Consider the following 26,184-nt stretch of genomic DNA (forward strand, 5'->3'; position numbering starts at 1 on the left):
ACTGAGACTGAAAACTGAATACATGATACTAGTTTACACACATAAAATTACACCAAGAGTTCGTTATATTTTTAAACATATTCTTACAAGAACTTTATTAATTCCGGTAGATTTTACTTCTAAAGTAGAAGAATTTGTTGCTTTTAATGGTCCTAAGATGACCTACACAAAAACACCTTTAGGGAATGAGTTTTTTGTAAAAAGCAACAATTTATTGTTTGAGCAGGGTGTTAATGATATGGAGATTTCTATGCAAAAATGGGATGAAACTCCATGTTTCTTTAAAACCGGACCAAAATCGTCTATTCCTTTTGATGTTTTTGCGGCAAGTTTTTATCTTATTACTAGATATGAAGAATATTTACCACACGTAAAAGATATTCATGGTCGTTATACTGCAGACCAGAGTTTGGCTTATAAAAAACGTTTTTTAGAAAAACCAGTAGTAGATATTTGGGCGTATAAATTATTAGATGCTTTAAAAGAAAAGTTTCCAGATTATGATTATAAAAATCGTACGTATGAATTTATTTCTACGGTAGATATTGATAATGCGTATGCTTATAAGTATAAGAGCTTGATAAGAAGTGTAGGTGGTTTTATTAATGATTTACTTCATTTTAGAGTGTTAGATGTTTGGAATCGATTTGCAGTTACGTTCAATTTAAAAAAAGATCCTTTTGATACTTTTCAGAAAATTTTAGAGATTAAAAAGGAATATAAAATTAAAACAATCTTTTTCTTTTTAATTGGTGATTATACTACTTTTGATACCAATGTTTCTGCTTCAAAAAGTAAGTACAAACTACTTATTAAAGAAATGGTAGATTATGCAAAAGTGGGTTTACATCCTTCTTATTTTACCATGCACAATACTGCTTTATTAAAAAAAGAAAAACTGAGGTTAGAGAATATTATTAATTCTCCAATTCAGAGGTCTAGGCAACATTATTTGCGATTTAGTTTGCCAGAAACGTATCAACATTTAATAGATTTAGAAGTAGAAGAAGATTACTCTATGGGTTATGCAAGCAACGTAGGTTTTAGGGCAAGCACGTGTACTCCTTTTTATTTTTACGATTTAGATTTCGAAATTCAAACTCCGTTAAAGGTGTTTCCATTTGCATTAATGGACACTACTTTAAACGATTATATGAAGCTAACACCTAAACAATCTTTAGGAAGAATAAGAGATATAAAAAATGAGGTAAAAGCGGTTAACGGAACTTTTATCACCTTATTTCATAACGAGAGTTTAAGTGATTATTTACGTTGGAAAGGCTGGAAAAGACTGTATGAATCTATGATTAAAATAGCTATTTCATAATGATTCAATATGTTAAAAGAAAAGATTTAAATATTCTTAAATATGATGCTTGTATAGAAAATTCTATTCAATCTAGAATTTATGCTTTTTCTTGGTATTTAGATATTGTTGCAGATAATTGGGATGTTTTAGTTTTAGGTGATTATAAAGCTGTGATGCCACTGCCATGGAAACAAAAATATTTTATAAAATATATTACACAACCTTTTTTTTGTCAGCAATTGGGTGTGTTTGCGTTAGAAAATATAACTGAAGATTTATTTTCGGACTTTTTGAAAGCGCTACCAAAAACCTTTGTGAAAATTAATTTACAATTTAATTCAGATAATTATCTGATTGAGAAAATGAATTGTAGAATTAATTATACATTAGGGTTAAATAATAATTATGATACTATTTTTAAATCTTTTTCAAAAAGAAGAAAACGTTCTGTAAAAGCAGGAGTAAAGAATAATTTATTTATAAAAAGTAGTTCTATATCAGATTTAATCAAAATTAAAAAGGAGTTCTATAAGCATATCAGTTTTCCTGAAAACTTGATTGAAAAATTAGCAGATTATATCATAAATAACGATAAAGGATTTATTTTAGGTGTTTTTAAGGATGATGTTCTATTAGGAGGCTCGTTATTTTTAAAATCTAATAATAGAATTATTTACTTGTTTTCGGCTTATAATAATGAAGCAAGAAAATTAAATGCATCGAGTTTTTTAATAAATAATGTTATTAAAGAATATCAAAATTCTAATTTTATATTAGATTTTGAAGGGAGTAACTTACCTGATATTGGTTCTTTTTTTAAGAGTTTTGGAGCCGAAAATGAACGTTACTATTATTTAAACTCTAATGCATTAAATATGTTTTTTTAATATATAATGAAATAATGAATCCTATTTTAAAAAAACTTATTGCAGTATCTAATCAAAGGGTAATTGTACCGTTTTATCACAAAGTTTCTGATGAAAAACCAACCTTTGAAAAAAGTTTATATCCATCTAGAAAAATTGCAGAATTTAAAAATGATATTGATGTTTTAAGTAATTATTTCAATCCTATTTCTATGAAAGAATTTATAGAAATTTCTAAATCTAAGGATGAATTAAATCAGAATTACTTTCACTTAACTTTTGATGATGGTCTTTCTAACTTCTACAAAATAGTCGCTCCAATTTTAAAAGAAAGAAATATACCTGCAACTGTTTTTATAAACTCAGATTTTGTTGATAATAAAGCGCTTTTCTTTAGATATAAAGCTAGTTTATTATTTCAAGTTTATGAAAAATCATCCGTAAAATGTAAAAAAGTATTTCATGATTTTTTTGAAGGTAAAGAAGCTATAGAAGAAATTTTGTTTGCAATTAATTATAACAATAAACATATTTTAGATGAATTAGCAAATGCTGTTAATTATAGTTTTGAGGAATATCTAGAAACGGAGAAACCTTACTTATCTTCTATTCAAATTAATGAATTGATAGATACGGGGTTTACTGTTGGGGCACACTCTAAGAGCCATGCTTTGTATGCAGATATTAGTTTTAAGGAACAAGTTAACCAAACTAAAGAAAGTATGGATTGGTTGGTTCATAAGTTTAATTTAGACGATCGTTTTTTTTCCTTTCCGTTTACAGATTTAGATGTTTCTAAAGAGTTTTTTACCAAACTATCAGAAGAAAAAATAATAGATATTAGTTTTGGTACATCCGGAATTAAAAAAGATAATATTGAAACTAATTTTCAAAGAATACCTTTTGAAATAGGAAACACAAATGCAGAAGACTATTTGTTAAAAGAATACATGAAATATTTTTTGAAGATTCCTTTTAAAAAAAATAAGATACATAGAAATTAAATGGTTACTATCAAAAAAATTTCACTTCAAGAATTGGATAGCTATGTAAATTCTAAGGAGTTTATCAACCTACAAAACAAGCCAATATCAAAAGCTAGGGTAAGATCGTATATAAATAACCCTAGAGCTCATAAAAATGATATTGTGTTGTTTATGGCTTTTAAAGAGCACCAAATTATTGGGTATAGAACTGTTTGGGCAGATACATTTTATAGTCAAGAAAAAAAAGTGTCTTTTGGTTGGTTAAGTGGAAGTTGGGTACATCCAGAGTTTCGTAGAAAAGGAGTTTCAACACTTGTTTTTAATGAAGTTTTAAAAGATTGGGATTACAAATTAATGTACACTAATTACTCTGAGACCTCTAAGTTATTGTATGACAAAACAACGCAATTTAAATTGTTAAACAGTTTAACAGGAACAAGATATTATATTCGATTTAGTCTTGCTGATATTTTACCACCAAAAAGAAGAATATTCGAGTTAACAAAAAGGTTTTGGTCTTTTGTTGATGAGGTTTTAAATTTCATTTTTGATCTTCGATTTACTTTTAAAAATCAAACTAATAATAAAAATATTGAAGTAAAGGTTAATGAAGTTTGGAATGAAGATATTGTAGTTTTTCTTGAGAATTTTAATAATAATTTATTTAAAAGAAGTGAAAGAGAGTTTCAATGGATTCAAAGTTTTCCATGGGTTTTAACGGGTGAAGAGGTAAAACAAGAAAATAAGAGTTATTTTTTTTCTTGTTATGCAAATCAATTTGAATCTAATTTTTATACAATTTATAACAAAGATCAGCAATTGATTTCATGTTTGATGATTACAATAAGAGATGGTCATTTAAAAATACCTTATTCATATTCTACAAATGAATATATGAATGAAATTTCAAGCTTTATTGTTGATATTTGTCTCCAGAAAAAGGTAAAAACAATTGTTGTTTACAATCGTGAATTGGAGGAGAAATTAAACCAGAAGCTTTTTTTTATAAAGAAAAAGACATTTAATCAAAAGTACTTTGTAACAAATAAATTGAGCAGCTCAATTTTAAAGAACACCATTTCTATTCAAACCGGAGACGGTGATGTGGTTTTTACTTAACTTATTTCAAAACTCAAATTACATATTAGATTTTAAAGGATCTATAATTATAGGCATTACTTTTTTACAAAGATTTTTGGGCTTATTTAGATAACTGTAATTTAACTAAACACAGTGTTTTTTTTGAGAAACTAATTAACCTCACCAGTTTATAAAATTAGTTTATCTTGTTTTTAGAATAATAAATGTACCATTGTGTAATTATCTCGTTGTAGTTTTTTGATGATTTATGAACGCTTAGTTTGTTTGAAGTCATTGCAATAAACATTTGGTTTGTAATTGGTTTGTAATTCATCCAATCATTTTTTTGAATGAGATACTGTTTTATAAAAGTTGGTAAAAATGGTTTTATTTGGTTTTTTACTTTTTGATTATAAATATTTTTTTCAGAAGGTTGTAATTCTTTTTCAAAATGTACATTATAGAATTTAAAATATTCATTAATTAGAATATCATCATAAAGAGTTTTCATAATTTTATGCTTTACAGGAACTTTCTTAAAGAAATCTAACAATTCTTTATCCCAAAAAGGGAACCGATGTTCAAACCCGAAATACGTGTAAAAATTTGCTGAATTAAAAATGTATTTGGCAATTTTTTCTTTAAGATCAAAATCTTCAAAAACAGATGAAGGATTTTTTTTTAAATAGTTTATATCAAAATCTAATAATGTTTTTTCAACTTCTTTTTTTATCCTTTTTTTATTAGAACTTGTAAGTTTAAAATTAGAATATTTTTTTGAAATAATTAAATCAACAATTTGATGGTGTTCTAATTTTTCAGGAATTACTTTTAGAAACTGACTGCCTCCCAAAAAATCTCCTGCATAACCAGGAATAAAGATGGAGTCTTTAGGGATAACTTTATTGTCTTTTAAATATTTTACAGCAAAATACTCTTGCAAATATGGCATAGAAGATAACTTTCCTGCAAAATGTGCGTATTCTTTAAATTCATTTGTTTCTAAATAATTGTTGATTATTTGAGAATTATATTCAATAAAAAGCCATTTAAAACCTAATACTTCTGCTGTTTTTTTAGAATTCTTAATTTCAAAACTATCTTTTCTACCATAGGTATAACAAATTACATTTTTGTAATTGTGTTTTTTTAACATTACAGCAATTAATCTGGAATCGAATCCACCGCTTAAAGGAATAATGGCAGTTCTATTATTTAATGAGTTTATAAAGCGTTTAAAAGTATTTTCAAACGCATTTATGGCTTTGTTTTTTAAAATTGCATAAGAATCTGAACTTTCTTTTTCTATAGCGTAGGAATAAAAAAAATTACTTTCAATGATATGATTATTTTCAATGATTAGAAACTCACTTGCTTGAACTTGATAAACATTTTTTAGTAATGTTTTTTTTCCTAGAGTGTGGTTTGCTGCCTTAAATTCTATTTCTGAAACAGCATCAAAATCGTTAATATTAAAGGTGTCTTTTAAATAATGAATATCATCACTTAAAAAAAGTTTTTTATTCTGAAGTGTATAAAAAAGAGGGAAGGTCCTAGTAACATCAGAAGCTATAAAAATATTTTCTTTATTTTTAATAATGATAGTAAAAACACCATTAATGGTATTTAAAACTTCTTTAAATTTATCTGTAGATGTTATTTTAGAAAGTAGATTTAGGGCTTTTTCTTTTTCGTAAAACGTATCATTTATATAAAAATACCCTTTTATAGAAACCGTATTGTTTTTATACCAAGAAAAACCTAAATTATGTTTTAATGTAATTTCCATTAAATAAACTTCTTTTTTATTTTATAAATAATAGCACTAGAATATAACGAAAACTGATATTTATCTTTTAGGATTGATAAAACTTTAGTGTAAAATTTCTTAGATATTAATATTGCTAAAAATGATTTGTTTTGCAAAGAACTTTTATCGTTAATTGTTTCTATCAATTTAGGGTTTTCTTTTCTAAATAAGATTCTATATGCTTCCTTTTGCCACTTTGTTTTATAATTAGAGAAATTACATAATTCTTCTATTTTTTCTTGAAACTCTTTAGAGTCTACGGAATCAATTTTTCCTTTATTAATAAGGTAAGGAATAAACTTAAATGTAAAGTTATTTTTTGTGAAATGAAACTTTAATAGTGCGCTATTGTTAGTTTCTTTATAGGGTTTGTGGTTTGGGATATCAAAAATAAAATTACCTAAAGAATAAAATATAAAGGTATTTTTATGTTTTTCATAACCTTGTAATGTATGAGAATGATGCGCAATAACACAGCTAACTTCATCTAATGCTGCAATTTTTTTAAGAAAATTTCTTTTTACAGTAGAGGGGTATAAGGTATATTCTTCTCCTCCATGAAAATTTACGAAAATAAAATTGACCTTGCTTTTATAGGTGTTTAATTGTTTTTTAAAGTCTAAAAATTCATCAGCATTAAAAACGTGTCCTTTGTCATTTTTTTTAGGGTTACATTCTGCAATACCAAAAAGTGCAATTGAAATTCCATCCTTTTTTATAATTAATGGTGTAATTGCTTTTTCTTTTGACATATCTGCACCAAAATAGCTGCATTTTTCATTTTTAATAGCAGATATTGTGTGTTGTAATCCTAATTCACCATAATCTAGAATATGATTATTAGCTAAATTAAATATAGAAATATTTCTTTTATTTAAATAATCAATACTATTAGCAGGACTTTTAATAGGTGTGTTGTAATTGTAAAATTTCTTAGAAGTTGTTGTAGGACCTTCTAAATTACCAATAACAAAATCAGATTTTATTAACTCATCAGTAATGTTCTTAGAAAAAATCTCTGCATTAGATTTAATTTTTTCTTTAAAAGAACCAGTAATACTTATATCTCCAGTAAATGTTAAAATCATAAATTATTTATATGCATTTCTGTTTACACTTTCAGTCTTAGAAATTTTAAAAAAGTAAATAAGAATAAAGATATTAAAAAAGACACCAACAGCTGAAAATAAAATTAATGATATTAAAATATCATTATAAAAATAATATCCAGCATAAAAGGCTAAAAAGCGAAAAGTTAAAAGGCATATGTCGTAAAAAAGTATAACTTTTTGTTTGTTTAAAATTACTATTAAAGAAGTTATAGGTGAACTTAAAAACATAATATATAACCATGGAATTAAAATTCTTAAATACGTGCCAACATCTGTCCATTCGCTTCCAAATATAAAATCTAAAAAGTAAGAAATAATGAATAATGGAATAAAGATTAATAAAGAAATTTTCAATAAATTAAAGCACGTTTTCTTTACAATATTTTGCAAATTTTCTTTTTTATTATAAACTTCAGTAGCTTTATTAAAGAATACTTGGCTTACAGAATCCTGTACTATTCCACTTGGAGCTCTTCCTACTTTAATAGCTAAACCATAAATACCTGCGGTTGAAAGTCCAAAATACTTGGTAATTAACAATACAGGTATTTCGTTAGAGAGTGTGTTTAAAAAAGTAATAAGTGTATTTAAAAGCGGTATATCTTTGTATTTTTTTATTAATATGAGCATTCTAGTATAAGAAATTTCATTTTTTAATTTATAAATAGATTTTGTAGACTTTTTTAGAAGAAATATAAGTTGTGCTATTTGTCCCAATAACATTCCTGGAATTAACCCCAAATAATTAGCAGCACTAAAGCCTGTTGTTATCTGGCCAACGCTCATTACTGCAGATTTAGTAATAGTACCATTAGCAATATTATTAAATTTTTTATTTCTATTATTCCAGTAATTTAAAGAGGTTATAAATCCCAAGAAAAGTGTACTAAAAGGAATAAAATAAATAAGAAAAGATAATTTTTTTATTTCAAAAAATGATAATATTGATCTTTTAAAAATTAATATGATGATAAATGTTAATAGGCTTAAAACTAGCGTTGCAAATATGGTTAAAGCAAATGTATTAATAGCATCTTCATCTTTCTGTGGTAAAATGATTGCTAATTCTAATTGTAACGTAATAATTGGTTTTAACACTAATACAGAAGAAGTGAATAATATATATACACCAAATAATTCAGGCGAAAAAAGTCTGGTAAGTAATAAAATAGAAGTATAAACAATTATTTGACCTAAAGCAGCTCCTGTTATTAATGTAAATACATTTTTAACAAACTCTTTTTTTAGAAAAGAAAATAGTTGCATATTACTTACTTAAAATAATGTATTCAAATATAATGTAAATGACACAGATACAACATGTCTTTTTTGATTTAGATCACACTTTATGGGATTTCGAAAAAAATTCTGATTTAGCCTTTCAGAAGGTTTTTACTAAACATAGTATTACTTTAAATATAGAAACTTTTTTAACTGTTTACAAACCTTTAAATTTTAATTATTGGAAATTGTTTAGAGAAGAGAAGGTTACTAAAGACAAGTTAAGATACGGTAGATTAAAAGATAGTTTTGATGCTTTAAATTATACGATTTCAGATGCTATTATTGATGAGATGGCAGTTGACTATTTAGATTTTCTGCCAGATTTTAATTATTTATTTGATGGAACTTTTGAACTTTTAGATTACTTAAAAGATAAATATAAATTGCACATCATTACCAATGGTTTTGAAGAAGTGCAAAATAAGAAGATGATGAGTTCTAATATTTATCATTATTTTGATAAAATTATTACTTCAGAATCTGTGGGTGTTAAAAAACCCAACCCCAAAGTATTTACGTACGCTTTAGATATCGCAAAAGCAAATAAAGACAATTCTATTATGATTGGTGATAGTTTAGAGGCAGATATAGAAGGAGCAATAAATGTTGGTATGCAGGCTATTTATTGTAATTTTGAAAATAATACTTCAGTAAAAGGAGATTTTTTTTCTGTTAATTCCCTTTTAGAAATAAAGCAATATTTGTAACTTATAAAGCGTTTTATATTTAAATAAAGAAAAGTTAATTTATATAGAAATCTATATAGTATCGTACAATTTTGCGATATTGCATTAACAAATAATAATACTGTAAAATTAGAAATCCAATAAATATTCAATTAAAATGATTAAAAAAATAACATTTAGTTTTTTGTTTTTAATAACAATATCGGCATTTAGTCAAGAACTAAGTATCAATAACTATAAATATGTAATTGTACCAGATAGATTTGAGTTTTTAAAGAGTTCAGATCAATACCAAACAAGTTCCTTAACTAAGTTTCTTTTAGAAAAAAAAGGATTTGAAGTTTTTTTAAGTAATGAAACATTACCATCAGATTTAATGACGAATAGATGTAAGGCTTTAACTGCAAATGTTATAGACGATTCTAGTATGTTTACTGTAAAAAGTAAAATACAATTACAAGATTGCAACGGTAAGGTTTTGTATACATCAGAAGAGGGTAAGAGTAAAGAGAAGGAATATAAAAAATCGTACCAAGAAGCTATTAGAAAAGCCTATGCTACTATGGAAGAATTCGAGTATACATTTACTCCATTACAAGCAGAATCTATTGTTAAAACAGTTGTTGAGGTTGCAGAAGTAGCGCCTGTTAAAATGGTTGCTACTAAAGAAGTTGCTCTGGCAAAAAATAATTTAGACGTTTTATATAGTCAGGTTAAAAAAAATGGTTTCCAGTTAGTAGATACTACACCGGCAGTTGTTTTTCAGATTCTTAAAACAAATGTAAAAGATGTTTTTGTTATTAAAGATAAGAATGGAATTATCTATAAAAATGGCAATAACTGGGTGGCAGAGTATTATGAAAATGATACCTTAGTAACAAAACACTACACAATTAAGTTTTAATCAATTCCGTACATTAAATTAGAAATACCTCAGATTGGTTTTCTAATTTTTTAGAGTCTTGTATGTATAATAAAAAAGAGGTCACTTAGAAATTGTTTCTAAGTGGCCTCTTTTTTATTATCATATATTTATATGATTAGATTTTAATAATTATAACTGTTTTTCCATCTGTTTTTTAAGATTTCTCTAAACTGATTTTCTCTAGCATTATTACCTGGTTCATACAATTTGGTTCCAGATATTTCATCAGGTAAAAATTCTTGTTCTACAAAGTTATTTGGGTAATTATGTGAATATTTGTAGTTTTTACCATAATCTAAGTCTTTCATTAATTTAGTTGGTGCATTTCTTAAATGAATAGGAATAGATAGGTCTCCTGTTTTTTGCACTAAATTTTGTGCCTCATTAATAGCCATGTAAGAAGCATTACTTTTAGCAGAATTAGCCAAATAAATGGCACATTGACTTAATATAATTCTAGATTCTGGATGGCCAACAACAGAAACTGCTTGGAATGTGTTATTTGCTAAAATTAATGCAGTTGGGTTTGCATTACCAATATCTTCTGAAGCAGAAATAAGTAGTCTTCTGGCAATAAATTTTACATCTTCGCCTCCTTCAATCATTCTAGCCAACCAATAAACCGCCCCATTAGGGTCACTTCCTCTAATCGATTTTATAAAAGCAGAAATAATGTCATAATGTTGTTCGCCTGTTTTATCATATCTAACAGTGTTTTTCTGAATTTTAGCGAGTACTAAATCGTTGGTAATTTCAATTTCATCCTCTGCAGAGACTAATAATTCAAAAATATTTAAAAGCTTTCTAGCATCTCCACCAGATACTTGTAATAATGCATCTGTTTCTTTTAAAGTAATTTTTTTAGTTGATAAAAGTTCGTCTTTCTCCATAGCTCTATGTAAAAGAGCAACAAGATCTGTTTTATCAAAAGAATTTAAAATATATACTTGGCAACGAGAGAGTAGGGCAGGAATAACTTCGAAACTTGGGTTTTCTGTGGTTGCACCAATTAAGGTTACCCAGCCTTTCTCTACAGCTCCTAAAAGTGAATCTTGTTGAGATTTACTAAATCTATGAATTTCATCAATAAATAAAATAGGATTTTTAACAGTAAACAACCCTCCGCTTTTTTTTGCCTTTTCTATAATTTCTCGTACATCCTTTACCCCAGAACTAATAGCGCTTAAGGTATAAAAAGGGCGTTTAGATTCCGTAGCAATAATATTGGCAAGTGTAGTTTTTCCAATTCCTGGAGGTCCCCATAAAATTAATGAAGGAATGATTCCTTTTTTAATTAAATTGGTTAAAACACCTGTTTTACCTACTAAATGTTGCTGACTGATATAGTCTTCTAGAGTTTTAGGTCTAATTCTTTCTGCCAAAGGTTCATTCATTCAGTAAAAATAATAAAGATTTCTGACAGAAATTGTAAAAATCGACATTGGTTCTATTTTTGTTAATTTTATACCAGATGAAAGAGGAGAATCATTTAAATATATCAAAATCAATTTTTTTAATTCCGGTTGTATACATTGTTGCAATTTGGTTTATTTATTGGATTGAAATACAATTTGACATTAATTTTAATAAATACGGTGTTTTTCCTAGAACTTTTGTTGGTTTTAGAGGTGTTTTCTTGACTCATTTTATACATAGTAATGTAAGTCACCTTTTTAATAATTCCATTCCCTTATTTGTGCTTTTAAGCAGTCTTTTTTATTTTTATAGAGAAGTAGCTTATAAAGTACTGCTTTTCGGCGGTTTTTTTACAGGTTTCATAACTTGGTGTATAGCAAGAGAGGCTTACCACATTGGTGCAAGCGGAATTGTTTATTTGCTTTTTAGTTTTGTTTTTTTTAGTGGAATTATAAAAAGACACTTTAGGTTGGTCGCATTGTCTTTAATTATAATATTTCTATATGGAAGTATGATATGGTATGTGCTCCCTATAAAAGAAGGTATTTCTTGGGAAGGACATTTATCTGGTTTTATAGTAGGATTTCTTTTTGCAATTACGTTCAGAAATAAAGGAATTATTAGAGAAGAACATCAATTTATAGAAACAGAATTCGATACTTTATTTGACGAACATGGTAATTTTGCACCACCAAAAGTAGAGGAGGAGTTGAGTGATGAAAGTGATAACTAATTTTTTTGTTTTCTCGCTTAAGTTAGATAAAAGGAGAATTAGAAAAAGCTGTATATAATTACTTACATACAGCTTTGTTTTAAATATATACTTTCTTTAATATCTAACTACCTACTACAATTCTTTGTCTTACCGCTTCATATAGTAAAACACCACATGCAACAGATACGTTTAAAGAAGCTATTTCACCTAACAAAGGTAATTTTGCTTTATAGTCTACCATTTTTAATATAGAAGGGTTTACACCTCTATGCTCAGAACCCATAATTATGGCAATTGGTTGTTTAAAATCGATATCATATACAGAGTCTTCTGTCTTTTCTGTAGCTGCGACTGTTTTAATATCTGATGCTTGTAATAAAAACATAGCATCTTTAATGTGATCTACTTTACAAATAGGAATTTTAAAAGCTGCACCTGCAGATGTTTTTATTGTTTCTGCATTTACCGGAGCACTTCCATTTTTTTGAATGATAATTCCGTTGACTCCAGAACATTCTGCTGTTCTAATGATGGCTCCAAAATTACGTACATCAGAGACTTGATCTAACAATAAAAATAAAGGTGTTTTATCACTCTCTACTGTTTTTTCAATCAATTCTTCTAAATCGTAAAATTCTACTGGAGATATTTGTGCAACAGCACCTTGATGATTACTGTTTTTAGATAATCTATCTAACTTTTCTACAGGCACCATGCTCGTAGTAAGGTTGTTTGTTTTGATTAACTTATTCAATTCATAAAACAATTCTCCTCTTAGTCCTTTCTGTAAGTATATTTTATTAATTGAAGAACCACTTTCTATGGCTTCAATTATGGCTCTAATTCCAAAAATATTGGTTGTTGGTGTACTTTCTGTTGTCATGCAGCAAAGATAAGGTAAATCAATAAGTTAGTTTTTATAAAATTATGTTTTTTGAGTTTATAGTAAACAAAAAAAATGCAACATTGATGTTTTATCATCAATGTTGCATTAGAAATAGTTAGCCTAATTATTATTTAATTAATAAAAGGATTATTTTGAATCTCTGATAATGGAATTTCTAAAGTAAGTCTATCGTCATTATATGGAATAGTTTCACCTACTAAATATAAATGATTACTACCTCTAGTTACATTAGCCTTGTTTCTTTTTAGTGCAAAATAACTTTTACCTTCTCCAAAAAATTCAATACGTGTTTGTAAATAGATTTCATCAACTAAAGCTTGTCCTGATAAAGCATCAACATAACTATAATCAGATGCAGAATCGAAACGGTTTGCTAAAATTTCCTTTAGACGATTTTTAGCATCTGCATCAAATCCTATTTTAGCATTCATTTCTGCAGATAACATATATAATTCATCTATACGCATGTAGATATAATCATCTTCAATAACTCTTTGTCCTGCAATAGCTCTACCATTGTTATAAAACTTATTAAAAGGAATTAATAAATCTTCATTTTCTAAATCGTTATCATTATTACCATCTGCCTGAGATGCGTCAATATCTGCTTGAGTAGCAAATTGAAGTTTTCTTTGATCAGTATTTTTAATTTGATCAAATAAACCTTTGTCAATAGCTTTTTTATCTCCAGCCCATTGATAACTATAAGTATATATATCCATTTGTCCCCACCATGAAATTAAGTCTAGTGATGTGTCTGTAGTAATGTCTGCACCCCATAACCAACTAGGAGAATTAACAGAGTTAAAACCACCAGTAGTTTCTGTCTTACTAGTAAGAGGTAATCCTGCATGTGCAATAACTTTTTCAGCTAGGTTTCTTGCTAATAAATTAGTTTCAGGAGTATTCATAGATCCATATACATATGCTAGTAATGTATTTGCTACATCATCATTAACCTCAAATAATTCAGTTCTATTATAATCTTTTAAAAGCAATGCTCCTTGCTTTAAGTCATCAATCATTTGATCATATACAACCTTAGTTTCACTTTGTTCTAATGCATCTCCTTTAGTGTCTATATATAAAGGTAATACTTTACTAGATGCAGAGTATTCTGTAATGTAAAGTTGTGTAAGGTAAAAATAAGCATAAGCTCTCATTGTTTTTGCTTGTCCCATAGTTACTTTATTTGAGTCAGTAATTACGGCATCATTACCACCTAAAGCATCTATAATTTTATTAGCAGATCCTATTACTCTGTAATAATATCTCCATGCTGAATAGTTTGCTCTAGTATATGTGTTGTCTACCGTTATTAATAATTGTGCAAAATTACTGTATCTATTGTAAGTATTACGAGTCAAAGCTAAATCTCCAGAAAGAAAATCTGTATAAATATCATAACCTTTTTGTCCAAAATCTGCATGATCTGTAGTTCCACCTGTTCCAGTTGTATACATAGAGTTAAATAAACCACTAAGTGTACCTGCTAATACTCCAGGATAAATTTGTCCCGTTTCACCAACATCAGATATTGAAATATACTGTGTTGGAGTTTCTTCTAAAAACTCCGAACTACAACTTGTAGTTAACGTTACTATGGCTATTGCCAGTAGTGATTTTATATATTTTGTTTTCATTTTATATGTTTTTATTAAAATTTAACTCTTACTCCAAATGTAAGAGTAGATAAAGGTGCATAAGAATAAGTAGATGTTGCTCCTGTTTCAGAAGTATTTGGATTAAAACCTCCTCTTTTACTATTAATAAAAAGATTGTCTCCAGACACCCATAAGCTTATTGCTGCAATATTATTTTTTGTAAGATACTTACTTGGTATATTATAACCAATTCTAGCATTATTTAAAGCTAAATAGTCTGTAGAAGTAATAAAACGAGTAGATATTGAGTTAACCTGTGTGTTTCTATCGCTAATTAATTTTGGTACATTAGTTATGTCTCCTGCTTCTTTCCAACTATTTCTAATATCGGTATGCCAGTTGTTCGATCCTATTTGATCGTTGCTCAATAATCTTGAATAAGCTCCATCATAAGCGTAACCTCCTACACTATACGCAAACTGAGTACTAATTGTAAAGTCTTTTATTCTTGCATTAATTCTAAAAGCACCTCTTACATCAGGGATTACTGAGTGTCCTGTATATTTTTGAGTAGCATCTGCATAAACATTAGTTGTTGTTTTCTTAATATTAGTGTTGTTTGGATTTGCATTTTTATATTCAGTTAAACTAGATATAGCTTCACCAGAATCTAAGGCATCATTACCATTAGCATCAAAATAATATTGATTCCAAAGTGGATCTCCATTATTTACATCTACTCCAGACCATTCTCTTATGTAAAAATCATATAAACTATGACCTTTAGAACGACCATAGTTTCCACTTTGATCAAGAACTTTAGCTAATCCTGTAGACTTTTCAATTGGCATTTGCGTTAATTCATTACTTAATACTTCTCCATTTAATGATAAATCTAAGCTATAATCACTTTTACTAATAATGTGTGTTGTTATGTCAAATTCCAAACCTCTGTTAACTAGAGCTCCATCATTAACTGTAATTAAAGCTTCTGAAGTTGATGGTGATAATCTTTTATCGAATACTAAATCATCAGTATTTTTAATGTAATAATCTATATTAGCCTCAAGAACATTATTAAAAGCTCTTACTTCAATACCTGTTTGAAACATTTTAGAGGTTTCCCATGTTAAATTTGGGTCTTGAATATTATTAGGAACTAAAGATATTTCTCCTAATAAATTATTTATAGAATAAGTGTTTTGACCACTGTAGTAATCTGCACCAGCTTCATCTCCAACTAATCCGTAACTAGCTTTCAATTTCAAGAAGTTAATTGATTCAACATTGCTTAAAAAAGATTCATTACTCATTACCCAAGAAGCTCCAACAGAACCAAATGTACCCCATTTGTGTTGAAAGAATCTTGAAGAACCATCTCTTCTTATTGAACCTGTTAAGTAATAGGTCGAATCATAGTTATAGTTAACTTGAGAAAAATAACTTTCTAAAGATCTTTTAAGCATATATCCAGTAGCAGGAGATGAGTTAACAACATAATTGTTAGCTTGATCAAGTCCGTTTTGTAAGTTCACTACATTTTGCTTGCTAATTGTACCATATTCGTATTGGTTTTTATTTGTTTCGTGTGCAGCTAATACATCAAAACTATGAGAACCTAAAGTTTTAGAATATCTAATAATATTTAATAAATTTTGTGTAATATCAGTAGTACTAACTTTAAATAAACTTCCGTTTTGTCCTGCTGCAGATCCATAAAAAGGATTATTTATAACACTTCTGCTTCTATTGTAATATTGAAGACCATAACGAGTTTCAAAAGAAAGGTTTTCTGCTAAATCTAATTTTAGAGAAAAGCTACCATTTACAGAGTGACGGTTATTACCATCTTTATCATATTGAGAATCTGCAATTGCATTTGTTAATGCACCGAAACCTCTACCTACACCATAATCATATTCATTTCCACCATATCTAGTATCAGGAATAAAATTACCGCTATCATCTCTCGAGTATAAAGGGTAAATTGAAGGAATATTATCTGAAAACCAAAATACACTACCAGAATCTTCAGATTGTCCATTTGCTAATGTCTCTCCATATGTATAACCTAAATTTGCTGATGCAGTTAGCCATTCTTTTGGTTTATGGTTAATATTTAACCTTGCTGAATAGCGTTTATATGAAGAATTTTTTAAATAACCTTTATGATCTAAGAAACCAAAAGATGAAAAATACTTCGTTTTTTCTGTACCACCACTCATTTTTAAGTTAGCTTCAGTTAAGAAAGAAGTTTGAAATCCATTATCAGACCATTTCTCAGGAGTATATCTTGTTGTTACACCTGAACGAATTTTTCCAGTTGCTGGATCAATTAATTCTGATACATTACTTACGTTGTAGTTGTTATATTTAGAGTTTATACCTCTACTAGAATATAAATTAGCATTTGCATAAGCGATAGGATCACTTGTTGGATCAATTGATAAAGCTCTATTAGCCATTGCCATCCATGATAACTCAGTATACTCATTTGCACTGTCAATTACATCGTATCTTGGTAACAATTGTAAATTTACACCTGTTTTTACATCAACTTCAATAGAGGAAGCACCACGTTTACCTGTTTTAGTTGTAATTAAGATTACACCATTTGCACCTCTAGCTCCATAAATTGCTGTTGCAGCAGCGTCTTTTAATACTGTTGTAGTTGCAATATCAGATGGGTTTATTGAATTTAAACTACCATTATCAAACCTATTTCCGTTAGAGTCGAAAGAAGATGTTGTCATTGGTACTCCATCGATTACATATAAAGGGTCTCTATTACCGTTAACAGAACCAAAACCTCTAACTCTAATTTGAGCTACTGTACCAGGTTGTCCTGAAGTGTTAATTACATTTACACCAGCAATTTCTCCAGCAAGCGCTTGAGAAACATTAGAGAAATTTTTAGCCTCTAATACTTCTGCTTTTACTTCCTTAATTGAACCTGTAAAAGCTTGTTTAGTTGTAGTTCCATATCCGACTACCACTACTTCATCTAATATGTTGTCTTCATCAACGGATAATTTTACGTTTACAACATTAGAAGCTCCTACTGTTTTTTGTACAGTATTAAATCCTAAGTATCTAAATACTAAAACATCCCCTTTTTTAACTTGTACAGAGAACTTTCCATCAAAATCAGTTTCTGTTCCTTTGTTTGTTCCTTTTACTGATATACTAACTCCAGGTAAAGGGCCCGAATTTTCTGTAACTGTTCCGGAAACAGTTTTGTCTTGTGCAAAAGAAACTTGCACTATTAACGCTAAGAGTAGCGTTAATATTCCATTAAACTTTGTCTTCATTGTATAATTATTTGAATTAATTAATTCCAAAAGTCTTAAATTAATCTTAATAAAACAATTTTTTAACATTAATAGTTTTAGGTTAGATAAGGTTGTATTTGAATACTCTTGCGTTAATCAGTTGTTTTTTAGTTATTTATGTTGTTTTTTTTTGAAATATGAGGATATCTTAATCTTTTTCCTAATTTATGTTAAAGTTTAGTTGTTGCTTTATTAAGTGTGTTTAAAGCTTTTTTTTCTCTTATTAATTATTTAAAAGTAAATGTTTTATAAAAATTAGTTCAATATATTTCGGTATCTCTTGCATTTTTATATTAAAAAAAAAGAGGTTGCCAATTATGGCAACCTCTTTAAAAGAACGTTTAAGGTATTTATTGTTTAATTTCAGCTTCTCCGAATTCAATAGATATTTCTGTTAAACTGGTTCCTCCATTTGTGGTAATAATATCAGCTATTTTTATCATACCATATGTAGTAACATTAGTGTCAGGTTTTCCTTCTTCTGTAACAATTCTAGTTATTTTATAAATATATAAATCGCCATTTGCTGTGTCGCTAACTTCTGTCAGTTTAGTTCCTGCATCATAAAGCCTTTTTGCAACTAGTAAGTCTTTTTCTGCATAAAGTTTATCTACTGTATTGTAGTAGTTACTTTCAGTAGATAAATCTCCAACTTTTACAAAATCAATATCTGTAGTTCCTTCTTTTTCAAAACCACTGTTATTTTTAAATTTGATTTCACCATCCTCTGTATTAGTGTCTGTGTAAAAAGTAGCGGTACTTAAGTTTAGTTTATTTTTAGTAAGATCTGAGCTTAATGTTACCTTATTGCTAGTTGCAAAAGTTTGACTTATTATTGGCATATAAGTTTCTAATGAATCAGTTAATGATCCACTTTTAGCTATAAATCTATAATAAAGAGTATCTTTTACTGCTAAATTGTAACCGTAAGAAGCATCGGTGAAATTAAGAAAGATAATTTCATCTCCTTCAACATTTAAATTAGATCCAAGAGGTGTAGTAGATGCATAAGTTCCAGCCTTTCCTTTTTTCCACTCTAAAGATACATTATCTATTGTTGCAGATTTGGTAGACGTTTTAAATGTTAATGTATCTCCAACAGTAGAGTTGTAAACAATAGCATCTAAACCTTTTTCTAAAGAAATTGCTTTAGTGATTTTTATCGTAAAATCTTTTGAATAAGGGTTACCGTTAGAAAGTGTAGTAACAGCGTTAACATTAACTCCATCTTCTTCTTGACCGTTTAATGTGCCTAATATAGAAGAATTAAAGGTTGCTTTTTCTCCTATTATTGATGCATTAACTGTAGTTGTTCCTCTTGTTAATTGCATGTCGCTTACAGTAACATCTTCTGCCGTTATAATAGAGAATTCCATGGTATGGTTTTCATCAAGGTTACTTATAGTAGCTGTATTTAATACAATATTTGCGCCTAAATTAGCATAATTTATTTCACTTTCATCTTCATTACAAGAAGAAAGTATGCTAATAGATAAAATAAAGAATATTTTAAGTTTTTTCATAATTTATATTTTTATGATTATTTTAATTAAAGTTTATCAAAAAATAGTTTTGTTTCTAATTCATCTCCGCCAATACTTGTGCTGGCAGCATTTAAATTAGTTTCATTCAAAGAAAGTTCAACCGTTGGGTATGTTAATCTGTAAGGAGGTTGGTTGTTGGTTGTTTTAGCATCAGCAGGAGCTGTTAAAACAGGGAAATCTAAACGTCTCCATTCTGTCCAAGATTCAAAACCTCTATTATACAAAGCTAACCATTTTTGAGTTCCTATTTTTTGTTTATAGTTACCAGTTGCGCTAGCGTATGCTACGCTTCCTTGCGCTAAGTATGTGTTAGCTTCTGCATCAGTTCCTCCCCAATATTTTATAGAAGCAGCAATTGCATTATTGTAATTAGTTTCTGCACTACCAGTAATAAAACCTCTTTCAATAGCTTCTGCTAATAAAAATTCAACTTCATAATAGGTCATCAAAGGAGCTTCTAATGTTGGGTCTTTTCCAATTTTATCAGAAACGTGTGAGAATTGACTGAATGAGTTTAATTCTCCGGAAATACCTCCTTTATAAACACCTTCGTATAGTGTAAAAAAGTCATCTCTACGTGGATCATTTAAGCTTGTCATCATATCTACAATAGTATTTGTAGGAACATAATCATCACGTCCAGATAATACTAGAGCAGCGTAAATGGGGCTTGTGTAAGGAGCAGCACTTTCAAATGCTATTTTCATATTATCTGCTGCAGAAGTAAATACACCGCCGGTTATTGCTGCGTTAACTACCGTTTTTGCTTTTGCAGGATCAGAATCAGCAATTAACATACCCATTTGAAGTTTCAAAGAGTTTGCGAATTTTAACCATTGTGAAATATCTCCATTATAAACAATATCTTCTGAAGAAGAAAAACCAACTTCACTAGTTATAAACTTAGAAATTACATTAGCATCAAGTCTATCAAGTAAATCATTATAGATTGTTTCTTGATTATCAAAAACTGGGTTTAATGTATTTATATCTAATGCTTCAGTGTATGGAACGTCTCCAAATGAAGTAACTAGAACATAATAGGTGTAAATCTCATAAAGTTCTATAGTTGCTACTTTATTTGTTTGTACATCTGGTAAACCTGATACTAAACTTTTAGATTCTTTAAAGTTTTTTAGTACATCTTTGTATAGGGTTTCCCAATGAAACTCATCAATATTTCTTGTCTTTAAATCATAATTTGCTTCATCTGTATAAGTAGTTTCTGTCCAGTTCTGCATTATAAGACGGAAAATATTCTCATTTACACTAGTTTCTGTTATTTGGTTAAATAACTTATACTGTGCGCTAGTAAAAAGAGATGCATCTGTAGTGATGGCAAAATCTTTTTTATTTACGTTAAGTTCTTCTAAATCTTTAGTACAAGAAAGTGTAACTAAAGCAAAAAGGGCTATTATTATATTTTTTTTCATTTTTCTATGTATTAAAATTGAAGTTTAACATTAAGTGCAAAATTTCTAGTAGTAGGTAAAGATCCAGAAGATAAACCTTGAATATTACCAGCACCAAAACCTGTTTCAGGATCTGCATCAGGTATGTTTTTACTGATGATCCATAAGTTAGAACCGACAAGTGTTAAAGATAAGTTATCTAAAGATAATTTAGAAGCAACATCTTTTGGGAAGCTGTAAGCTAAACTAACTTCACGTAATTTAACGAAAGAAGCATCATAAACAAACTCACTTAAAGGAAGTGTTTGATAACCTGTACTACCAAAACCACTTGCATCTAATCTAGTTGTGTTTGGTGTACCGTCTGCATAAACTCCTTCATAAATAAAACCACCACCATTTGCCAGTGTATTTCTTACAGGGTTGCCTAAGTCGTTAATGTAATCTGAACTAGCTAAAACTCCTGTAGCTTGCCCATAACGTTGATCTAAAGAAAACATTTCTCCACCATGTCTAATATCTATAAAGAAGCTTAGAGATAAGTTTTTGTATGAAAATGTGTTTCTAATTCCTGCTAACCAATCTGCGTTACCGTTACCAATAATCTGGTCAGAAGCGCTAGCTACAGGTATTCCGTTTGCACCTATTATTTTCTGTCCATTTTCATTATAAGTATAATCATTCCCTTTCAAAGAACCATAAGATTCTCCTACTCTTGCTACAACTTGTGCATTAAAAGAACCTAACAATAATTCATCTAAACCTTCTGCTAAAGATACAACTGTATTTTTGTTCTTAGACCAGTTAACGTTTAAATTCCATTTTAAGTCTTCGGTTATGTCAAACTCTGTAAAAGCAGATATTTCAATACCTTTGTTCTCTAACTCTCCTGCGTTTATAATTTTACTAGAATATCCAGTAGTTTCACTTACAGAAACAGGTACAATTTGATCTGTTGTATTTGTTTTGTAGTAAGCAACATCAAAACCTAGGTTTCCTTTTTCTAAAAACTTCATTTCTAACCCTACTTCGTATGATCTAGATATTTCAGGTTTTAAATTAGGATTCTTTTTAGAGTTACTAACAGCTGCGGCAGCGTTTCCTTGAAAAGAAGTTAAACTTGTATAAGTGTCATTTATTTGATCAAAACTTGTAGCATTTCCAATCTGTGCCCAGTTAGCTCTAAATTTACCAAATTTGATAAAACTAGATTCCATGTTCTGAGAAAATATATAAGAACCAGATACTGCAGGGTAGTAGTATGAGTTATTTTCAGTTGGTAAAGTAGATGTTTTATCTCTACGCAATGTACCTTCTAAGAATAAGAAATCTTTGTATCCTAGAGTAGCACCAGCAAAAAAACTTTGAACCTCTATAGTTTCGTCTCTTTCTTTAGGGTTAGGTAATGGATCGGTAGAGTTTTGAAGAGAATATACACCAGGTACTTTTAACCCACCATTTGTTGCAGCTGTAATCATGTTTAAAGTACTGTTTCTTATGTTTCCACCTAAGAATGCGCTAAAGCTTAAATCATCAGAGAAGTCTTTAGAATAGTTTATTAATGCATCTAAATTTGTTTCTCTAGAGTTAATGTTTCTTCTTAAATATCCAGAAGTTTGATCACTTCTATTGTAACTACCGTCACTTCCTTCGTTAATACCAAACGCAGTAGGTACAGATCCAATAGCTCTTCTTTCTTCTTGTATTTCGCTATACTGATCTACAGAAGCCTTACCTGTTACACTAAGGTTTTCTATAATTTCATATTTTAACTCAGCATAACCAGTAAATCTATTTCTACCGTCACTTTGAAAGTTTTCATAACGTGTCCAGTATGGATTATCCCAATATATTGGTGTTAAATCGGTAGGTGATTTAGGGTTCCATGTAATATTTTCACGTGTTAAAAAGTAAGCATCTTTTTGTTTTTTATAATCAACGTTATTTTGCCCCCATTGACGCATAAAACCTACAATATTGTCATTGTATCCTGTAGAGTTTCTACCAACCGTTGCTGTATTAATGTAAGTTGCGTAACCTGTTGCTTCTAATTTATCTGTTAACTTAGCAGTTGCAGCTAAAGAGAATGTGTTTTTACTCTGTGAGCTATTTGGTAATAAGCCTGTAGCATCATAATTAGAGTATGAAAGTCTAAATGAACCTTGGTCAAGTCTTTTTGACACAGAAACTGAATTTGTGTAAGAAGTTGGAGTTTCAAAGAAAGTTATTGGTCCATTTTTAGTTGCTGTCCAAGGAGAAGCAACACCATAAGTGTCTGGTAATTGAGGGTATAATGCATCCCATTGTATTAAATTTAAATTAGAATCAAATTTAGGTCCATAAGAAGCATCATCGTTTACGTTAGAGTAGTTATCTATAATACCATCACCATTAAAGTCTGATGGGGCAAAATTATACTGGTTTCCACCATAACCAGCACCGTAACCTCTTTGAAATTTTGGAAAAGTACTTTTATCTATACTTCCAGTAGTAACATTAGATGATATTGATACTGAGTAGTCTTTAGAATTAGATCCTTTACCTTTTTTAGTATTAATAACAATAACACCATTTGATGCTCTAGAACCATATAGTGCAGTTGCTGCAGATCCTTTTAAAACGTTCATAGATTCAATGTCATCTGGGTTAATGTCAGAAACAGGGTTTCCATAATCATAACCGGTAGCTCCTTGAGATTGAGTTCCTGTATTTGTGTTTCTGTTAGAAATTGGTACACCATCAATAACAAATAAAGCTTGGTTTGAACCGGTTAGAGACGTTTGCCCTCTAATAACAACATTGGTAGACCCACCCATGTTATTTGTTCTTTGAATAGAAAGACCTGCAACTTTACCAGAAAGTTGGTTAAGTACATTTGATTCTTTTACCGTTGATAGCTCTTCATTTCCAATTTCTTGTGTTGCGTATCCTAAAGATTTTTTACTTCTTTTAATACCTAATGCAGTAACAACAATTTCATCAAGAACACTAGCATCTTCTTCCATTGCTATGTTAATTATGTTGGTGCTTCCAATTGTTTTTTCGATAGTTTTAAATCCTACATAGCTAAAACTTAAGACATCTCCTTGTTTTGCTGTGATAGAATATTTTCCATCAAAATCTGTTTGTGTTCCACTGTTTGTGCCTTTAATGACTACACTTACTCCAGGTAGTGTGCCAGATGCGTCTGATACAGTCCCAGAAACCTTTTTTTCTTGTGCAAAAGAAATTTGCATCAGAAACGCTAATAGTAGCGTAAAAAATCCTTTAAACTTTGTTTTCATTATTATTTGAATTTGAATTATTTTACTCAAATATCTGTATTAATTATCTATTGTGCAATTGTTTTTCTTAAAAAATGTTAAAAGAAGGTTAATCGGAGTTAAGTTGTTGCGAATAATTAAAAATAATTTTTCCAGTTTATCGTTAGTTTAATGCTCTTAAGGTCTGTTTCTTGTTGTTTGGCTTTTCCTAAAGAAAGGCTCATATTTATTTGTGAGTTACTTGTATTAAATAAATAGCCTAAGCCTAATCCTATTAGATTTTGTTTTTTAGAGTTTAAATTTACTTTAGCCAAATCTGTTATGGTATATAGGTAAGATTTTTCTGATGTTAAGTATCTGTATTCTAAATTTACAAATGTGTATTTATTAGTAAATAGACTTTGTTCATTAAAACCTCTTATGGAACTTGCGCCTCCAATTCTAAATAGTTCATTATTAATATAAGAATCAGAATTTAAGTAACCTGTTTTGTTTTTGATAAAAATACTATTTCGTGAATTTAATTCCCATAAATAAGATGTAGATCCTTCAATTTTAAATTGGTTCGTAGTTTTGTTAGTTGTTTCTCTGCTACCAAAACTAGGGTTTATGTCTAGTTGGAATTTATTGTTTAAGAAATAATCATTTTTAGGGATACTATATTTTAATTGAACCCCTAAAAAATAATTACTATAGGTTTCAATATTATTAGATAATTTTTCTTTTAGATTTTCAGATTTTTCAGCATTATAAGTCAATGATAATTTAATTTTAGAATTAATGTGGTATCCAATCTTAGAATCAAACTTTGAGTTTATAAATGTAGAGTCTTGTTTATAGATAGAGAAAGTTAATTCTGGGCTAAATCTAGAGTTGAATATGTATGGTATTTCTGTATTTAATTTTAATTCTTGTTTTTCTTCACCAATACTATTCCAGAACAAGCCAAATTTTTCACCAGTATTTAAAATGTTGTTTAATTGTATTTCTAAATTCCCATTAAATAAGAGATCTCCATTTTCTTTAGATGCAAAACCTATAATTCCATCAAAACTATTATTCTGATGTTTTTTTAAATACATATATAATAATGTAGAGTCTTTTGTAAATAAAATTTCGGGAGATTTAATTTCCTTAATAAAATCTAAATTATTAGATGCTTCAGATATTTCTGAAATTTTTTGTTGATTAAATATATCTGACGATTTTATGTTAAAGTAATTTTTTAAATAGGATTTAGGGAAATTTTCATATCCTTTTATGATTACTTTATTTAGCGTTCTTTTTTTAGAAGGATTAATTATTAAATGGGCAAAAAGTGTTTTGCTTTTAATGGTGATGTTTTTTAATTTCACTTTAGAAAAAGACTTTCCTTCTAGTTCTAGGTTTGTAGAAATTTCAGAGAGTGTGGCTTGTAGTTTTTCTATTGGAATAGAAAATGTGTTTTCTTTTATTTTAAATTTTTCTAAATAAATTTCAGAACCTTTATTTGTTGTAATAATGGCACTGTCTATTTTACTATTTAGATTAAAGTAAACAATGTATTGCTGGTTTGTGTTTTTAACGCTATCTATTGTGTTTGTAAAATAACCTAAGTTTTTTAAATACTCAGAAATTCTATTAATTTCTAAGTCTAATAAAACGGTGTCTATGTGTTTTTTTTGATAATTAATTTTATTTAAAACGGCAGCTTCTGTTTTATTTATCGAAGTAAGTTTTAAAGAAGATGCTTGTGCAAAGGTTTCTGTATAAGAAAGCAGTGCAAGTAGCATACATATATAAGGAGTAATTTTTTTATTCAAAATGGATAAAATATAAGAATCAAAAGTAAAAGAAAATCCTAATAATTAACGAAAAAACAAACATTAAGAAAAAATAACTTGCTGATACTTGAATAATTAGAAAATAATTGTACATTTGCGGACTCTTAAAA

Annotated in this window: 18 protein-coding genes; 7 read left to right on the forward strand and 11 right to left on the reverse strand. The window is 28.6% G+C overall.

Going from position 1 to position 26,184, the window contains the following annotated elements; genetic code table 11:
- Nucleotides 1-22 precede the first annotated feature (22 nt).
- The 4 genes from GQS58_RS02685 to GQS58_RS02700 are packed head-to-tail and all read left to right on the forward strand — an operon-like array spanning nt 23 to nt 4,280.
- Nucleotides 23-1,327: a polysaccharide deacetylase family protein gene (locus GQS58_RS02685; RefSeq protein WP_166382620.1), complete on the forward strand. Its 1,305-nt coding sequence runs from the start codon at nt 23-25 to the stop codon at nt 1,325-1,327.
- Nucleotides 1,327-2,196 (forward strand): hypothetical protein, encoded by an 870-nt coding sequence (locus GQS58_RS02690; RefSeq protein WP_166382622.1) that lies wholly within the window; start codon nt 1,327-1,329, stop codon nt 2,194-2,196. The genes GQS58_RS02685 and GQS58_RS02690 overlap by 1 nt, the downstream gene beginning before the upstream one ends.
- 14 nt (nt 2,197-2,210) lie before the next feature.
- A complete protein-coding gene (locus GQS58_RS02695) occupies nt 2,211-3,179 on the forward strand; it encodes a polysaccharide deacetylase family protein (RefSeq protein WP_166382624.1) in 969 nt (322 codons plus the stop codon).
- The gene (locus GQS58_RS02700; RefSeq protein WP_166382626.1) at nt 3,180-4,280 is read left to right on the forward strand and encodes a GNAT family N-acetyltransferase; all 1,101 of its coding nucleotides are present in this window, start codon (nt 3,180-3,182) and stop codon (nt 4,278-4,280) included.
- 157 nt (nt 4,281-4,437) lie between these two features.
- Here the strand turns inward: GQS58_RS02700 and GQS58_RS02705 are convergent, their stop codons facing one another.
- From GQS58_RS02705 to GQS58_RS02715, 3 genes are read right to left on the reverse strand one after another with little or no spacing between them, the layout of a single operon-like run.
- Nucleotides 4,438-6,030, reverse strand: coding sequence for an asparagine synthetase B family protein (locus GQS58_RS02705; RefSeq protein ID WP_166382628.1), 1,593 nt, complete (start codon nt 6,028-6,030; stop codon nt 4,438-4,440).
- On the reverse strand, nt 6,030-7,139 hold the full coding sequence (locus GQS58_RS02710) for a CapA family protein (protein ID WP_166382630.1): 1,110 nt from the start codon (nt 7,137-7,139) through the stop codon (nt 6,030-6,032). Before GQS58_RS02710 ends, GQS58_RS02705 begins: the two co-directional genes overlap by 1 nt.
- Nucleotides 7,140-7,142: 3 nt before the next feature.
- On the reverse strand, nt 7,143-8,429 hold the full coding sequence (locus GQS58_RS02715) for a lipopolysaccharide biosynthesis protein (protein WP_166382632.1): 1,287 nt from the start codon (nt 8,427-8,429) through the stop codon (nt 7,143-7,145).
- A 38-nt stretch (nt 8,430-8,467) separates the two neighbouring features.
- Here GQS58_RS02715 and GQS58_RS02720 point away from each other — a divergent pair, with 38 nt between their 5' ends.
- Together GQS58_RS02720 and GQS58_RS02725 are read left to right on the forward strand one after the other, a co-directional pair.
- Complete coding sequence (locus GQS58_RS02720) at nt 8,468-9,154, forward strand: YjjG family noncanonical pyrimidine nucleotidase (RefSeq protein ID WP_166382634.1); 687 nt, start codon at nt 8,468-8,470, stop codon at nt 9,152-9,154.
- 136 nt (nt 9,155-9,290) lie between these two features.
- Nucleotides 9,291-10,037: a hypothetical protein gene (locus tag GQS58_RS02725; protein ID WP_166382636.1), complete on the forward strand. Its 747-nt coding sequence runs from the start codon at nt 9,291-9,293 to the stop codon at nt 10,035-10,037.
- A gap of 143 nt (nt 10,038-10,180) precedes the next feature.
- On the opposite strand, the gene GQS58_RS02730 is transcribed toward GQS58_RS02725, so the two are convergent.
- On the reverse strand, nt 10,181-11,452 hold the full coding sequence (locus GQS58_RS02730) for a replication-associated recombination protein A (protein WP_166382638.1): 1,272 nt from the start codon (nt 11,450-11,452) through the stop codon (nt 10,181-10,183).
- Nucleotides 11,453-11,529: 77 nt separating this feature from the next.
- On the opposite strand from GQS58_RS02730, the gene GQS58_RS02735 reads away from it, so the two are divergent.
- Entirely contained in the window at nt 11,530-12,207 is a 678-nt protein-coding gene (locus GQS58_RS02735; protein ID WP_166382640.1) for a rhomboid family intramembrane serine protease, read from the forward strand.
- A gap of 103 nt (nt 12,208-12,310) precedes the next feature.
- Here the strand turns inward: GQS58_RS02735 and rlmB are convergent, their stop codons facing one another.
- The 7 genes from rlmB to GQS58_RS02770 form a co-directional block, all read right to left on the reverse strand.
- Nucleotides 12,311-13,072, reverse strand: a complete 762-nt coding sequence (rlmB, locus tag GQS58_RS02740) for a 23S rRNA (guanosine(2251)-2'-O)-methyltransferase RlmB (protein WP_166382642.1) — start codon at nt 13,070-13,072, stop codon at nt 12,311-12,313.
- Nucleotides 13,073-13,206: 134 nt separating this feature from the next.
- Nucleotides 13,207-14,739, reverse strand: a complete 1,533-nt coding sequence (locus GQS58_RS02745; RefSeq protein ID WP_166382644.1) for a RagB/SusD family nutrient uptake outer membrane protein — start codon at nt 14,737-14,739, stop codon at nt 13,207-13,209.
- Between the two features lie 14 nt (nt 14,740-14,753).
- A complete protein-coding gene (locus GQS58_RS02750; RefSeq protein ID WP_166382646.1) occupies nt 14,754-18,011 on the reverse strand; it encodes a SusC/RagA family TonB-linked outer membrane protein in 3,258 nt (1,085 codons plus the stop codon).
- Nucleotides 18,012-18,382: 371 nt separating this feature from the next.
- Nucleotides 18,383-19,555: a hypothetical protein gene (locus GQS58_RS02755; RefSeq protein ID WP_166382648.1), complete on the reverse strand. Its 1,173-nt coding sequence runs from the start codon at nt 19,553-19,555 to the stop codon at nt 18,383-18,385.
- Between the two features lie 26 nt (nt 19,556-19,581).
- Entirely contained in the window at nt 19,582-21,009 is a 1,428-nt protein-coding gene (locus GQS58_RS02760; protein WP_166382650.1) for a SusD/RagB family nutrient-binding outer membrane lipoprotein, read from the reverse strand.
- 11 nt (nt 21,010-21,020) lie between these two features.
- Nucleotides 21,021-24,272, reverse strand: coding sequence for a SusC/RagA family TonB-linked outer membrane protein (locus GQS58_RS02765; RefSeq protein WP_166382652.1), 3,252 nt, complete (start codon nt 24,270-24,272; stop codon nt 21,021-21,023).
- A 116-nt stretch (nt 24,273-24,388) separates the two neighbouring features.
- Entirely contained in the window at nt 24,389-26,053 is a 1,665-nt protein-coding gene (locus tag GQS58_RS02770; RefSeq protein WP_166382654.1) for a POTRA domain-containing protein, read from the reverse strand.
- Between the last annotated feature and the right edge of the window lie 131 nt (nt 26,054-26,184).

It is taken from the genome of Polaribacter sp. 11A2H (assembly GCF_011379025.1).
GTDB lineage: Bacteria > Bacteroidota > Bacteroidia > Flavobacteriales > Flavobacteriaceae > Polaribacter.

Coding starts and splice junctions, on each gene's coding strand:
- GQS58_RS02685 (WP_166382620.1), top strand. CDS start 23: ATGATACTAGTTTACACACATAAAATTACACCAAGAGTTCGTTATATT.
- GQS58_RS02690 (WP_166382622.1), top strand. CDS start 1,327: ATGATTCAATATGTTAAAAGAAAAGATTTAAATATTCTTAAATATGAT.
- GQS58_RS02695 (WP_166382624.1), top strand. CDS start 2,211: ATGAATCCTATTTTAAAAAAACTTATTGCAGTATCTAATCAAAGGGTA.
- GQS58_RS02700 (WP_166382626.1), top strand. CDS start 3,180: ATGGTTACTATCAAAAAAATTTCACTTCAAGAATTGGATAGCTATGTA.
- GQS58_RS02705 (WP_166382628.1), bottom strand. CDS start 6,030: ATGGAAATTACATTAAAACATAATTTAGGTTTTTCTTGGTATAAAAAC.
- GQS58_RS02710 (WP_166382630.1), bottom strand. CDS start 7,139: ATGATTTTAACATTTACTGGAGATATAAGTATTACTGGTTCTTTTAAA.
- GQS58_RS02715 (WP_166382632.1), bottom strand. CDS start 8,429: ATGCAACTATTTTCTTTTCTAAAAAAAGAGTTTGTTAAAAATGTATTT.
- GQS58_RS02720 (WP_166382634.1), top strand. CDS start 8,468: ATGACACAGATACAACATGTCTTTTTTGATTTAGATCACACTTTATGG.
- GQS58_RS02725 (WP_166382636.1), top strand. CDS start 9,291: ATGATTAAAAAAATAACATTTAGTTTTTTGTTTTTAATAACAATATCG.
- GQS58_RS02730 (WP_166382638.1), bottom strand. CDS start 11,452: ATGAATGAACCTTTGGCAGAAAGAATTAGACCTAAAACTCTAGAAGAC.
- GQS58_RS02735 (WP_166382640.1), top strand. CDS start 11,530: ATGAAAGAGGAGAATCATTTAAATATATCAAAATCAATTTTTTTAATT.
- rlmB (WP_166382642.1), bottom strand. CDS start 13,072: ATGACAACAGAAAGTACACCAACAACCAATATTTTTGGAATTAGAGCC.
- GQS58_RS02745 (WP_166382644.1), bottom strand. CDS start 14,739: ATGAAAACAAAATATATAAAATCACTACTGGCAATAGCCATAGTAACG.
- GQS58_RS02750 (WP_166382646.1), bottom strand. CDS start 18,011: ATGAAGACAAAGTTTAATGGAATATTAACGCTACTCTTAGCGTTAATA.
- GQS58_RS02755 (WP_166382648.1), bottom strand. CDS start 19,555: ATGAAAAAACTTAAAATATTCTTTATTTTATCTATTAGCATACTTTCT.
- GQS58_RS02760 (WP_166382650.1), bottom strand. CDS start 21,009: ATGAAAAAAAATATAATAATAGCCCTTTTTGCTTTAGTTACACTTTCT.
- GQS58_RS02765 (WP_166382652.1), bottom strand. CDS start 24,272: ATGAAAACAAAGTTTAAAGGATTTTTTACGCTACTATTAGCGTTTCTG.